Origin of the sequence: Bacillus sp. KICET-1, assembly GCF_027721405.1 — a bacterium.
Lineage (GTDB): Bacteria > Bacillota > Bacilli > Bacillales > Bacillaceae > Bacillus > Bacillus velezensis.
Window position 1 is genome coordinate 2,142,624 of the sequence record NZ_CP113515.1, and the last position, 13,640, is coordinate 2,156,263.

At 44.7% G+C, this 13,640-nt stretch carries 11 protein-coding genes, 1 pseudogene and 1 other annotated feature; of the genes and pseudogenes, 11 read left to right on the forward strand and 1 reads right to left on the reverse strand.

The window, feature by feature from the left end; all coding sequences use genetic code 11:
• Positions 1-81: 81 nt before the first annotated feature.
• The 4 genes and pseudogenes from OVA33_RS11030 to OVA33_RS11045 all read left to right on the forward strand — a co-directional run bounded on the left by OVA33_RS11030 (position 82) and on the right by OVA33_RS11045 (position 4,319).
• A complete protein-coding gene (locus tag OVA33_RS11030; RefSeq protein WP_065181018.1) occupies positions 82-1,512 on the forward strand; it encodes a class I SAM-dependent DNA methyltransferase in 1,431 nt (476 codons plus the stop codon).
• Positions 1,509-2,942 carry a restriction endonuclease subunit S gene (locus tag OVA33_RS11035; RefSeq protein WP_128974212.1) on the forward strand — a complete coding sequence of 478 codons (1,434 nt, stop codon included), beginning with the start codon at positions 1,509-1,511 and terminating at the stop codon, positions 2,940-2,942. Before OVA33_RS11030 ends, OVA33_RS11035 begins: the two co-directional genes overlap by 4 nt.
• A gap of 344 nt (positions 2,943-3,286) precedes the next feature.
• Positions 3,287-3,526 (forward strand): annotated as a pseudogene (locus OVA33_RS11040) (recombinase family protein); the annotation flags it as partial.
• Positions 3,527-4,133: 607 nt separating this feature from the next.
• Positions 4,134-4,319, forward strand: coding sequence for a hypothetical protein (locus OVA33_RS11045; RefSeq protein WP_007408136.1), 186 nt, complete (start codon positions 4,134-4,136; stop codon positions 4,317-4,319).
• 39 nt (positions 4,320-4,358) lie between these two features.
• On the opposite strand, the gene OVA33_RS11050 is transcribed toward OVA33_RS11045, so the two are convergent.
• A complete protein-coding gene (locus tag OVA33_RS11050; protein ID WP_025649695.1) occupies positions 4,359-4,709 on the reverse strand; it encodes a hypothetical protein in 351 nt (116 codons plus the stop codon).
• Between the two features lie 422 nt (positions 4,710-5,131).
• Positions 5,132-5,383: a binding site (T-box leader), on the forward strand.
• A 119-nt stretch (positions 5,384-5,502) separates the two neighbouring features.
• Here OVA33_RS11050 and ilvB point away from each other — a divergent pair.
• From ilvB to leuD, 7 genes are read left to right on the forward strand one after another with little or no spacing between them, the layout of a single operon-like run.
• Positions 5,503-7,227, forward strand: a complete 1,725-nt coding sequence (gene ilvB / locus OVA33_RS11055) for an acetolactate synthase large subunit (RefSeq protein WP_032866714.1) — start codon at positions 5,503-5,505, stop codon at positions 7,225-7,227.
• Positions 7,224-7,742: an acetolactate synthase small subunit gene (ilvN, locus tag OVA33_RS11060; protein WP_003152598.1), complete on the forward strand. Its 519-nt coding sequence runs from the start codon at positions 7,224-7,226 to the stop codon at positions 7,740-7,742. Before ilvB ends, ilvN begins: the two co-directional genes overlap by 4 nt.
• Before the next feature lie 22 nt (positions 7,743-7,764).
• Complete coding sequence (ilvC, locus tag OVA33_RS11065) at positions 7,765-8,793, forward strand: ketol-acid reductoisomerase (protein WP_014418562.1); 1,029 nt, start codon at positions 7,765-7,767, stop codon at positions 8,791-8,793.
• Positions 8,780-10,336: a 2-isopropylmalate synthase gene (locus tag OVA33_RS11070; RefSeq protein WP_017418295.1), complete on the forward strand. Its 1,557-nt coding sequence runs from the start codon at positions 8,780-8,782 to the stop codon at positions 10,334-10,336. The genes ilvC and OVA33_RS11070 overlap by 14 nt, the downstream gene beginning before the upstream one ends.
• Positions 10,337-10,356: 20 nt before the next feature.
• A complete protein-coding gene (gene leuB, locus OVA33_RS11075) occupies positions 10,357-11,454 on the forward strand; it encodes a 3-isopropylmalate dehydrogenase (protein ID WP_014418560.1) in 1,098 nt (365 codons plus the stop codon).
• 49 nt (positions 11,455-11,503) lie between these two features.
• Positions 11,504-12,922 carry a 3-isopropylmalate dehydratase large subunit gene (gene leuC / locus OVA33_RS11080; RefSeq protein ID WP_063636763.1) on the forward strand — a complete coding sequence of 473 codons (1,419 nt, stop codon included), beginning with the start codon at positions 11,504-11,506 and terminating at the stop codon, positions 12,920-12,922.
• Between the two features lie 15 nt (positions 12,923-12,937).
• The gene (gene leuD, locus OVA33_RS11085) at positions 12,938-13,537 is read left to right on the forward strand and encodes a 3-isopropylmalate dehydratase small subunit (RefSeq protein WP_007408146.1); all 600 of its coding nucleotides are present in this window, start codon (positions 12,938-12,940) and stop codon (positions 13,535-13,537) included.
• Positions 13,538-13,640 lie beyond the last annotated feature (103 nt).

Here is a 13,640-nt window from a genome sequence, read left to right on the forward strand (position 1 = left end):
TTATCTTTGATTTTCACTTTAATGAGGTTTGAATGAGAATCCAACATTAAAATATACTCGGAGTTAGCAGGAGGCTGAAAAATGAACAACCAAGAAATCGTTCAAAAACTATGGAATTTATGTAATGTGTTACGTGATGATGGGATTACCTATCAGCAATATGTAACAGAGTTAACCTACTTATTATTCCTCAAAATGATGAAGGAGCAGGAAACAGAAGGTGTGATTCCAGAAGGATATCGATGGGATGATTTGTTAGAAAAAGAAGGTTTGGAATTAAAGACATTTTATCAGCGATTATTACTTGAATTAGGAAGCAGTGAAAATGAGCGGCTGCGTCTAATATACAGTGATGCTTCTACAAGTATTGCTGAGCCGAAAAACTTAGAGAAGATTATTAAATCGATTGATGCCCTTGATTGGTACAATGCAAAAGAAGAAGGACTGGGCAATCTTTATGAAGGATTGTTAGAGAAGAATGCCAGTGAAAAGAAATCGGGAGCGGGGCAATACTTCACACCTCGTGTATTAATTGATGTGATGGTTCAATTAATTGACCCGAAAATTGGTGAGCGGTGTGCTGACCCTGCAGCTGGAACATTCGGTTTCATGATTGCTGCAGACCAATATTTAAAGAATCAAACAGATGATTACTTTGATATAGAACCACAAGAAGCCGAGTTCCAAAAGAAAGAAGCCTTTGTAGGGATGGAACTTGTTAAAGATACGCATCGTCTGGCACTCATGAATGCGTTGCTTCATAATATCGAAGGTCGTTTGGAACAAGGAGACACGTTATCGGGCAACGGGAAATGGATGAAGAACTTTGATGTTATTTTAACAAATCCGCCGTTCGGTACAAAAAAAGGCGGGGAACGGGTATCCCGTGACGATTTAACGTTTGAAACATCGAATAAACAGTTGAATTTCTTACAGTTGATTTATAACGCTTTAAAAGATGATGGAAATGCAAGAGCAGCGGTTGTCTTGCCCGACAACGTGTTGTTCGAAAGTGGTATTGGCGCACAAATTCGTCGTGACTTGATGAACAAGTGTAATCTACACACGATTTTACGCTTACCAACAGGAATTTTTTATGCGCAAGGTGTAAAAACGAATGTCTTATTCTTTACAAGGGGAACAACAGACCAAGATAACACGAAAGATGTTTGGGTCTATGACCTTCGCACAAATATGTCTTCATTTGGAAAACGTAATCAGCTAACGATGGCTCATTTTGAAAACTTCATGAAGGCATATGTGGCAGAAGACCGATCGAAAGTGGAAGATGAACGTTGGAACAAGTTTTCGCGAGAAGAAATTGCAAAGAAGAATGACAGTCTAGATATCGGATTGATTGCTGACGAGTCTTTATCATCATATGAAAACCTACCAGACCCTATTGAATCGGCAGAAGAGGCGATTGCGAAACTTCAACAAGCAATGGATTTATTAGGTGAAGTAGTTGAAGAATTGCGTGCTGTTGAAGAAGATGGGGGGGTCAAACAGTGAGTAAGAAAAAGAAGAACATCGAGGAATTGTTAGAAGAAGCAGTAGTACCAGATGAAGAACAACCGTATGAAGTGCCAGAAAATTGGGTGTGGACTAAACTTGAATGCGTATTTGAACAAGTGAAAGAACAAATTCAACCCACAGGGAACGAAAAGTATATTGGTTTAGAACACATGAATAAAGGGGGAGGTATATTAGAAGTTGGTAATACGGAAGGCGTAAAAAGTAAAAAAGTAGTTTTCAAAAAGAATGATGTATTATATGGAAAGTTACGACCATATCTTAATAAGCATGCTCATGTAGAATTTGACGGGGTAGCATCAACCGACATACTTGTGTATCGTAATAAAAATATAAGTACTAATAAATTATTAAACATGTACTTAGGATTACCTCAAGTATTACAGTATGCTAATGAAAACAGTAATGGTATAAATCTGCCAAGGGTTTCTCCAAAGGCTATGGATAACATGCATTTCCCTTTACCTCCTCTATCTGAACAAAAACGGATTGCTGAGAAAGTGGAGCGGCTTTTAAGTAAAATTGAAGAAGCAAAGCAGTTGATTGAGGAAGCGAAGAAAACGTTTGAACTTCGTCGAGCGGCTATTTTGGATAAGGCGTTTAGGGGAGAGTTGACGAGGAAGTGGCGAGAAGAACACCCTGATATAGAAAATGCAGAAGTGTTATACGATAAAATAATTAGTCTAATTAAGCCTGAAAAATTCGAGATTATTGAAGAGCAAAGTGAGTATATTCCATGTAAATGGAAATGGGTCAGGCTGGGAGAAGTTGTACAAGTAAATCCCCCAAAGAAAAAGTTAAATGAAGTATCTGAAGAACAAAAATGTACATTTATACCGATGCCTGCAGTGAGTGATAAAACTGGTAAAATCGAAGAACCAGAAGAAAGAGAATATGGAAAAGTTAAAAAAGGCTATACGTTTTTTTTAGAGAATGATGTACTGTTTGCTAAGATTACCCCTTGTATGGAAAATGGAAAATCAGCTATAGCTAGACAATTAAAAAACGGATTTGGCTATGGTTCAACAGAATTTCATGTTTTACGTACTTCTGAGTATGTGAATGAACAGTATATTCACTATTTGGTTCGTTCACAAAGGTTTAGGGCAGAAGCTAAGAGAGAAATGACGGGAGCGGTTGGTCAGCAACGAGTGCCAAAAGAATTTTTATTGAACTATCCATTTCCTCTACCTCCTAAAGAGGAACAAGATGCTATTGTAAACATTTTGGATGATATCTTCGCTAAGGACAATTATTCAAAATTCAATCTTCAACTCGAATCTGAGTTGGACATATTGAAACAATGCATCCTTTCGAAAGCTTTTCGTGGCGTACTTGGAACAAATGTTCCAAGTGAAGAAAGTGCTGTTGAATTGCTAAAAGAAGTGCTACAAGAACAAGTAAAATAGTTATAAGAAGGCATCCAAATTAATTGGGTGTCTTTTATGGTTGTATACATGCCAAGTTGTGGTATTGGTTTGATACAGAACCACTCTCATTCACAAACTACAATCGGTAAATTTTCGATACGACTCAGATTCTCAATGTGATTTAACATGGTAAAGTAATAAGAGTTGCAGTGAAACCCTATTCGAGTTCGATAATAATATCGATAGCAGAGGGTGTAGACTTATAAGTGATATCAAAGAAAAGATACCGATGCCTCAAGGTGGAATCAATTATGGACAACAAAGAATTTGGACACGTTAGAGTAAGCAGCAGAGACCAAAATGAAGCATGACAACTGGATAGTATGTATGCTCTTGGAATTGATGAGCGTGATATACATATCGATAAGCAAATCGGGAAAGACTTCAATAGACCTCAATACCAAGCTTTGAAATTGCGTTTGCGAAAAGGAGATACGTTATACATACATTCATTAGATAGGCTAGGTCGTAACAAAGAGAGGATTTTAAACGAGTGGAAAGATATCACACAGAGCATTAAAGTACATATTGTTGAAATGGATATGCCATTGTTGTATACACAATGACTCATCGATTCTTTCATAGCTTACTTGGTGTTACAGGTATTATCGTGGGTTGCATCAGCATCGCAATAGGGACAGCATTCTTTGTTATCTCTCATGAAACCACTCCTTTAAATAAATACCTTTACGTTTTATAGCAGATTTAAGTACAACTGTTTTACCTTTTAAATAGGGTTGTTTTCTACTATATGAATGCTTGAATTATAAAGTGTAAGCAAATATAATAGAAAGTAAGTCAATCGGTCAAAGTTCGGAAAGTGACCGTTATACATGAACGTAACGATAGCGATATGTAAAGGATGAAGGCCGGATAGAGCAACGGCCTTCTAAGCCGTCGGTCGGGAGTTCGAATCTCTCCTGGGACGTATAAAAACCTCAAGCCCTGACAATGGGCTTGAGGTTTTTTTGTATTTTATTTTACGAAACAAAAGTTCCGTATTTGATGAAAATTGTAAAGTAATTTTAATATAAATGAAACTTAATGTAATATTTACCATAATAAATATATGTATAAAGATACTTAAGGCGCCCTTGAGTGATAAATTATCTAATTTCTATCATACATTTTGTCAATGATTGATAGAAAGACAGCAGGAGGAATTAGCTTTTGAAGTACGCATTTGCATATAAAAATCACAATATAGAAACAATCTTTTGCGGAAAAGACGAGCTGTTTGAGGAACTGAAACAATTTTTAATCACTCAATGCGGTTTAATCATTGTTGAGGTTTCAAGGGCTGATTACTATACGGAGCAGGAAATGAATCAATGGAATGACCGTTATACTCTGTGAATAAGAAAAGAAACCGGCCGTGTGAGACCGGTTTTTGTATCATCTGAATCCGCTCGGAGCGCTGAAGCCCCCGGCATGGCCGCTGAAACCGCCCCCGAGCGCGCCGGGATGTGCCCCGGCGCCGAGGCTTCCGCCGACGTCACTGAAGGATTGGCCGTAGTACCCGGATGTATAAGGGTATGGGACGAATTGCTGTCCGGCGAATGACAGCGTGCTTTGCGGGGTCTGCTGTCCGTATCCGGATGACGGGAATCCCTGCTGAAAAGAAGGGCCGCCTTGATATGGTGCTGTATGCATCGGGGCCGGAGGATAATAAGACTGCGGCGGTAAGACCGGTAAAGGCGGAAATCCGGGAGGCAGGCCCTGCATGCCTGATAACATCTTATTCATGACATCACTCATTTCTTACGAGATAAGAACAGTGTATGCGTATGTCTGTAGAAAGAGCCTGTTCAATCGAACAGAATATCTGACAAGCATGCCGGAAGGACAGAGAAAAATTGTGTAATAAAATGTGACATATTCGTATATGAACGGAAAAATTTCATGTAATCTTGAGAGATTAATAAAAAAATGATAAAAACTTTTAATATTTACAGATCCCTTTGTACCAGTAATGAAAGCGTATACAAAGTAGATTGATTAATCTAAATTGTCTAATAATTATAAAAATGCTGTTGACACTGCCTGCAAACGGGCGTAATATGAGTTCAAACAAAAATAAATAAATGATTCACGCTAAAAAGAAAAATCATAAAACACTGAAAAAACAAACAAGTGAAGGTTCTTTTTTAATAAAAGAGCTGCCATAATAAAAAGCGCAGAAGAGGATAAGTAGCTTTGCTGAAGTTTTTCACAGAGAGCCGGTAACGCTGAGAGCCGGTAAAACAAATCAAAGTGAACTCCCCTCAGAGTGCCGGTCTGAAATGTAAAGAGTAGGACTCGGCCGAGTGAACGCAATGTTTACTCGTTATCAAAACGGATAATCATTATCCATGAGACGGTCTGCATATGACCGTAAACAAGGGTGGTACCGCGGAGAGCAAAGCCTTTTCGCCCCTTTTGGCTATCGCATGAAATGCTTGGCTGAATGTGGGTGGGAAGGCTTTTTTATTTGCGTCAGCCGGCGCTGCGTTTTATGAATTGGATTTTAGAAGGGAACATTGAAAAGGAGGAACTGAAAATGGGCACAAATGTACAGGCGGATTCTTTGTCTGCCGAATGTACAAAAACAATGAACGGGGCTCTGATGCTGATTGAATCATTAAAGAAAGAAAATGTCGAGATGATCTTCGGCTATCCGGGGGGAGCCGTCCTTCCGATTTACGATAAGCTGTATCAGTCGGGATTGGTTCACATCCTGCCCCGCCACGAGCAAGGCGCGATTCACGCGGCAGAAGGGTATGCGAGAGTCTCCGGAAAGCCGGGGGTTGTGATTGCTACCTCCGGACCCGGAGCGACAAATTTAGTTACCGGTCTTGCGGATGCGATGATAGATTCATTGCCGCTCGTAGTGTTTACCGGTCAGGTGGCCACTTCGGTCATCGGCAGCGACGCTTTCCAGGAAGCCGACATTTTAGGAATTACGATGCCGATTACGAAACACAGCTACCAAGTCCGCCGTCCGGAAGATCTCCCCCGTGTGATTAAAGAGGCATTCCATATCGCCACGACGGGAAGACCGGGTCCGGTATTAATTGATATACCGAAGGATGTCGCAGCATTTGAAGGAGAGTTCAGATATGATCACGAGATCAGCCTTCCGGGTTATCAGCCTGTAAAAGAGCCTAACTATCTGCAGATCCGAAAGCTCGTGGAAGCTGTCAGCAGTGCGAAAAAGCCGGTTATTTTAGCCGGAGCGGGTGTTTTGCACGGTAAAGCTTCAGAAGATTTAAAAAATTATGCCGAACAGCAGCAAATTCCGGTAGCGCACACGCTCCTCGGTCTGGGCGGTTTCCCGGCAGACCATCCTCTTTTTCTGGGAATGGCGGGGATGCACGGCACATACACAGCGAATATGGCGCTTTACCACTGTGACTTGTTGATCAGCATCGGAGCGCGGTTCGATGATCGCGTGACCGGAAATCTGAAGCATTTTGCAAAATCGGCCAAAGTGGCGCATATCGATATTGATCCTGCTGAAATCGGAAAAATTATCGAAACGCAGATTCCGGTGGTCGGCGACAGTAAAATCGTCCTTCAGGAATTATTGAAGCAAAACGGAAAACAGGGACAGACAGAGGAATGGAAACAGCAGCTTTCAGAATGGAAAGAAGAATATCCGCTTTGGTATACAGACAACAGAGAAGAGGGCTTGAAACCCCAAAAGCTGATTGAGTATATTCACCAATTCACAAACGGTGAGGCGATTGTGGCGACGGATGTCGGCCAGCACCAGATGTGGGCGGCTCAGTTTTATCCTTTCCGAAAGGCTGATAAGTGGGTGACCTCGGGGGGACTCGGCACAATGGGCTTCGGCCTTCCGGCGGCTATCGGAGCGCAGCTGGCCGATCGTAACGCCACGGTCGTTGCCATCCTCGGAGACGGCGGTTTTCAGATGACCCTTCAGGAATTAGATGTCATCCGGCAGCTGAATCTTCCTGTCAAAGTGGTTATCTTGAACAACGAATGTCTGGGCATGGTCAGACAGTGGCAGGAAATCTTCTATGAAGAACGCTACTCTGAATCCAAATTCTCGGCGCAGCCTGACTTTGTCAAATTGTCAGAAGCCTACGGCATTAAAGGCGTCCGGATTTCATCGGAAGAAGAGGCGGAAGAAGAGCTTAAAAAGGCGCTTTCATCAAAAGAACCGGCCGTTATTGACGTCCGGGTCGCCAAAAGCGAGAAAGTATTCCCGATGATTGCGCCGGGTAAAGGACTTCATGAAATGGTGGGGGTGAAACCTTGAAACGCATTATCACATTAACGGTGGTCAACCGCTCGGGAGTATTAAACCGGATCACCGGCCTGTTTACAAAAAGACACTATAATATCGAAAGCATCACTGTAGGCCACACGGAAACAAGCGGTGTTTCAAGGATTACATTTGTCGTCCATGTGGAAGGCGAAAATGACGTAGAGCAGCTGACAAAGCAGCTTAACAAACAAATTGACGTCCTGAAAGTGACGGATATTACAAACCAATCAATTGTACAGCGTGAGCTGGCATTAATCAAAGTTGTTTCCGCACCGTCGGCCAGAACGGAAATCAATGGAATCATTGAGCCGTTCAGAGCTTCCGTCGTTGATGTCTCAAGAGACAGCATCGTCGTTCAGGTTACCGGCGAATCTAATAAAATCGAAGCGCTCATAGAGCTTCTCAAACCTTACGGAATTAAAGAAATCGCGAGAACGGGCACAACGGCTTTTGCGAGGGGAACCCAGCAGAAGGCGTCATCCAATAAAACAATTTCAATTGTATAACACAAAAAAGGGAGAGATTAAAATGGTAAAAGTATATTATAACGGTGATATCAAAGAGAACGTATTGGCAGGTAAAAAAGTAGCGATTATCGGTTACGGTTCACAAGGTCATGCACACGCGCTGAACTTAAAAGAAAGCGGAATTGATGTCATTGTCGGCGTCAGACAAGGCAAATCATTTACACAGGCCCAAGAAGACGGTCATAAAGTCTTTTCGGTAAGAGAAGCGGCTGCCCAGGCTGATATCATTATGGTTCTTCTTCCGGATGAACAGCAGCAAAAAGTATATGAATCTGAAATCAAAGATGAATTGACGGCGGGCAAGTCATTGGTATTCGCACACGGATTTAACGTCCATTTCCATCAGATCGTGCCTCCTGCTGATGTGGATGTATTCCTTGTCGCCCCTAAAGGACCTGGACACCTTGTCAGAAGAACATATGAACAAGGCGCGGGCGTACCGGCATTGTTTGCCATCTACCAGGATGTATCAGGCGAAGCGAAAGATACGGCTCTTGCTTATGCAAAAGGAATCGGCGGAGCGCGTGCGGGCGTTCTTGAAACAACATTTAAGGAAGAAACGGAAACGGATTTGTTCGGTGAGCAGGCTGTTCTGTGCGGAGGTTTAACAGCGCTTGTCAAAGCGGGTTTTGAAACGCTGACAGAAGCCGGCTACCAGCCTGAACTCGCATACTTCGAGTGTCTGCACGAACTGAAGTTGATCGTAGACTTGATGTATGAAGAAGGATTGGCGGGCATGAGATACTCTATCTCCGATACGGCTCAATGGGGAGACTTTGTATCAGGACCGCGCGTAGTCGATGCGAAGGTAAAAGAATCGATGAAACAAGTATTAACGGATATTCAAAACGGTACATTCGCAAAAGAATGGATCGTGGAAAACCAAGTGAACCGTCCTCGTTTCAATGCGATCAATGCAAGTGAAAACGAGCATCAGATTGAAAAGGTCGGCAGACAGCTTCGTGAAATGATGCCGTTTGTCAAACAAGGCAAAAAGAAGGAAGCGGTGGTCTCCGTTGCGCAAAATTAATGTTTTCGACACGACCCTTCGTGACGGTGAACAATCCCCCGGGGTCAACCTCAATTCCCGGGAGAAACTGGCGATAGCCAAGCAGCTTGAAAGACTCGGGGTGGACATTATTGAAGCGGGATTTCCCGCTTCATCCCGAGGTGATTTTTTAGCCGTGCAGGAAATCGCAAGAACGATTAAAAATTGTTCGGTAACAGGGCTTGCCCGATCTGTCAAAGGTGACATCGACGCAGCCTGGGAAGCGCTGAAAGACGGGGCCAGCCCGCGGATTCACATCTTTATCGCCACCTCTGGCATTCATCTGAAGCATAAGCTGAAAATGACGCGGGAAGAGGTTAAGGAAAAAGCGGTTGAAATGGTGAAGTATGCAAAAGAACGCTTTCCGATCGTTCAATGGTCAGCAGAAGACGCATGCCGCACCGAACTTCCGTTTCTGGCTGAAATCGTAGAAAAAGTGATTGATGCCGGCGCGAGCGTCATCAACCTGCCGGACACTGTAGGTTACCTGACGCCGGCTGAATACGGAAACATCTTTAAATATATGAAGGAACACGTTCCGAATATCGGCCGGGTAAAGCTTTCAGCCCATTGCCACGATGATCTCGGAATGGCGGTTGCCAACTCACTTTCGGCAATTGAGAACGGCGCAGATCAAATTGAATGCGCCATTAACGGCATAGGAGAAAGAGCCGGGAACGCCGCGCTAGAGGAAATCGCCGTTGCGCTTCATGTCAGAAATGACGCGCATCAAGCCGATTCATCCCTCAATCTTCATGAATTGAAGCGGACGAGTGATCTTGTCAGCAAACTGACGGGCATGGCCGTTCCCCGCAATAAAGCAATCGTCGGAGATAACGCTTTCGCACATGAGTCCGGCATTCACCAAGACGGTTTCCTGAAAGAAAAATCAACATATGAAATCATTTCACCGGAACTTGTCGGCGTGACTGCTGATGCGCTCGTACTCGGAAAGCATTCCGGACGCCATGCGTTCAAAGACCGCCTGAATGCGCTTGGATTCCAGTTTGATAGTGAGGAAATCAATAAATTTTTTACGATGTTTAAAGAACTGACCGAAAAGAAAAAAGAAATCACCGATGATGACTTGATTTCTCTTATTTTAGAAGAAAAAGTGACGGACAAAAAAATCGGCTATGAATTTTTGTCTCTGCAAGTGCATTACGGGACGTCTCAGGTGCCGACTGCAACAGTCTCTTTAAAAAATCAGGAAAACGAACAGCTGATTCAAGAGGCGGCAACGGGGGCGGGCAGCGTAGAAGCCGTTTATAATACGCTCGGGCGCTGCATCGATAAAAATATTGAACTGACAGACTACCGCATCCAATCCAACCGGAAAGGCGAAGACGCGCTGGCTCAAGTTTTTGTCAGAGTGACCGTGAACGGAAAAGAAACATCAGGGCGGGGAATCGCGCAGGATGTTCTGGAAGCTTCTGCTAAAGCTTATCTGAACGCCGTGAACCGGCAGCTGGTGCTGGATTGCAATTTAGACGGATTAAAGAGACAGACTGCGGTCGGCTCGTAATAGAAAGGAGAACGTTTGATTTGAAAAAACGCATTGCTTTGCTGCCCGGTGACGGAATCGGACCGGAAGTGGCGGAATCAGCGGCAGATGTATTGAAAAGCGTTGCCGAACAATTCGGACATGAATTTGAATTTGAAAACGGGCTGATCGGGGGAGCGGCCATTGACGCCCATCAAAACCCCCTTCCTGAGGAGACGGTGGCTCTTTGTGAAAGATCTGACGCCATCCTGCTCGGGGCAGTCGGCGGGCCGAAATGGGACCAAAATCCTCCAGAGCTCAGACCGGAAAAAGGCCTGCTTGGCATCAGAAAAAAACTCGGCCTGTTTGCCAATCTGCGTCCCGTGACCGTATTTGAAAGCCTGTCTGAAGCGTCTCCGCTGAAAAAAGAATATATCAGCGGCGTCGACTTTGTAATCGTCAGGGAACTGACGGGCGGCCTCTACTTCGGAGAACCGAGCAGACAGTATGTCAATGAAGCGGGAGAAAAGGAAGCGGTCGATACCCTTTTTTATAAGAAAGAAGAAATCGAACGCGTTGTAAGAGAAGCCTTTAAGATGGCTGCCGGCAGAAAAGGAAAAGTGACGTCCGTCGATAAGGCGAATGTGCTTTCTTCAAGCAGGCTATGGCGGGAAACAGCGGATGAAATCGCAAAAGAATTTCCTGATGTGACGCTTGAACATATGCTTGTCGATAATGCCGCGATGCAGCTCATCTATGCTCCGAGCCAGTTTGACGTCATCGTAACTGAGAATATGTTCGGCGATATTTTAAGCGATGAAGCCTCCATGCTGACAGGCTCGCTCGGCATGCTGCCGTCAGCCAGTTTATCAAGTTCAGGTCTTCACTTGTTTGAACCCGTGCATGGATCTGCGCCTGACATCGCCGGTAAAGGGATGGCCAATCCGTTTGCGGCGATTTTATCAGCGGCGATGCTTTTGAGAACATCTTTCGGACTTGAAAACGAAGCTCAGGCGGTGGAAAAGGCGGTCGCAAAGGTGCTTGCAGACGGCAGCCGTACACGTGATATCGCCCGGGACGGCCAATATGCCGGAACGCATGACATTACTGAAAAAGTAAAAGCCGCATTAGCCGGCTCGAATACAAAATCTATAGTGTGACGCTTTAAAGAAAGCGGTCTTAGTTCATAGGTAGAGGGAGGAAACAAAGATGATGCCTCGAACAATCATCGAAAAGATTTGGGATCGGCATGTTGTAAAAAGCGGTGAAGGAAAACCCGACCTTCTCTATATTGATCTGCACCTAATTCATGAGGTGACGTCTCCTCAGGCGTTTGAAGGGTTAAGGCAGAAGGGGAGAAAGGTCAGACGGCCGCAGAACACATTCGCGACGATGGACCACAATATTCCGACCGTCAACCGTTTTGACATTAAAGATGAAGTCGCAAAGCGCCAAGTAACCGCGCTTGAACGGAATTGTGAGGAGTTCGGCGTCCGTCTTGCGGATCTTCACAGCGCAGACCAGGGAATCGTTCACGTGGTCGGGCCTGAGCTTGGTCTGACACTTCCGGGAAAAACGATCGTTTGCGGAGACAGCCATACATCGACTCACGGCGCGTTCGGAGCGCTTGCCTTCGGTATCGGCACAAGTGAGGTGGAACATGTTCTTTCCACACAGACATTATGGCAGCAACGGCCGAAAACGCTTGAAATCCGCGTTGACGGAACGCTCCAAAAAGGAGTGACCGCGAAGGATGTCATCTTGTCGGTCATCGGAAAATACGGGGTGAAATTCGGTACCGGATATGTCATTGAATACACCGGGGAAGTATTCAGAAACATGTCTATGGACGAACGCATGACGGTCTGCAATATGTCAATAGAAGCGGGAGCACGGGCGGGACTGATCGCTCCAGATGACACGACGATTGAATATTGTAAAAACCGTAAATACGCGCCAAAAGGCGAGGAATTTGAAAAAGCCGCCGCAGAATGGAAAGCGTTAAAAACCGATCCGGGCGCCGTATACGATCATTCCATCGTGTTAGACGGCAGCGAGATTTCTCCAATGGTAACATGGGGCGTCAATCCCGGTATGGTTCTTCCGGTCGATGCCCAAATACCGGCGCCGGAAACGATTGATTCTGAAGAGGGTAAAAAAGAAGCCATCCGCGCGTACGAATACATGGGAATCTCACCGAATCAAAAAATTGAAGATATTAAAGTCGGGCATGTGTTTATCGGCTCCTGTACAAATTCGCGGATGACCGATCTTCGCCAGGCTGCGGATATGATCAAAGGCCGAAAAGTCGCTGACAGCGTCAGGGCCATTGTGGTGCCGGGTTCTCAAAGCGTGAAACAGCAGGCCGAGGAAGAAGGGCTGCACCGCGTGTTTCTCGAGGCCGGATTTGAATGGAGAGAATCAGGCTGCAGCATGTGCCTCAGTATGAACAATGATGTCGTGCCTGAAGGGGAACGATGCGCTTCCACCTCCAACCGCAACTTCGAAGGCAGACAGGGAAAAGGCGCGAGAACACACCTTGTCAGTCCGGCGATGGCGGCAATGGCAGCCATTCACGGGCATTTCGTCGATGTAAGAAAGTTTTATCAAGAAAAAACAGTTGTGTAAGGAGTGCGCGAAAAGATGGAACCTTTAAAAACGCATACGGGAAAAGCGGCCGTCTTAAACCGGATCAACGTCGATACGGACCAGATTATTCCGAAACAGTTTTTGAAAAGAATTGAAAGAACCGGATACGGCAGATTCGCGTTTTTTGATTGGAGATACCTTGAGAACGGTGAGCCTGATCCTGAATTTGAATTAAACCGCAAAGTCTATGAAGGCGCGTCCATATTAATTGCCGGAGAGAATTTCGGCTGCGGATCATCCCGTGAGCACGCTCCTTGGGCGCTGGATGATTACGGCTTCAAAATCATCATTGCTCCGTCATTTGCCGATATTTTTCATCAAAACTGTTTTAAAAACGGTATGCTTCCCATCCGTATGCCGTATGATCAGTGGAAAAAACTCGCCGGTCAATATGAAAATCAGTCTCTTAACATGACGGTTGATTTGGAAAACCAGCTCATTCACGACAGTGAAGGAAAAGAGATTTCATTTGAAGTCGATCCGCACTGGAAGGAAATGCTGATTAACGGTTATGATGAAATTTCATTAACGCTTCTGCTGGAGGACGACATTCAGCAGTTTGAATCGAAAAGAAGTTCATGGCTTCAAGCCTGAAAAAAGCCGCCCGGCATCTGTCCGGCGGCTTTTTTTACCGTGCGCACCATCCTTTCTTGTGTTTCCTGACGCGTGTTGATACACTTGAACAAAATAGCGCCTG

Coding starts and splice junctions, on each gene's coding strand:
- leuD (WP_007408146.1), top strand. CDS start 12,938: ATGGAACCTTTAAAAACGCATACGGGAAAAGCGGCCGTCTTAAACCGG.
- ilvC (WP_014418562.1), top strand. CDS start 7,765: ATGGTAAAAGTATATTATAACGGTGATATCAAAGAGAACGTATTGGCA.
- OVA33_RS11050 (WP_025649695.1), bottom strand. CDS start 4,709: ATGAATAAGATGTTATCAGGCATGCAGGGCCTGCCTCCCGGATTTCCG.
- ilvB (WP_032866714.1), top strand. CDS start 5,503: ATGGGCACAAATGTACAGGCGGATTCTTTGTCTGCCGAATGTACAAAA.
- leuC (WP_063636763.1), top strand. CDS start 11,504: ATGATGCCTCGAACAATCATCGAAAAGATTTGGGATCGGCATGTTGTA.
- OVA33_RS11030 (WP_065181018.1), top strand. CDS start 82: ATGAACAACCAAGAAATCGTTCAAAAACTATGGAATTTATGTAATGTG.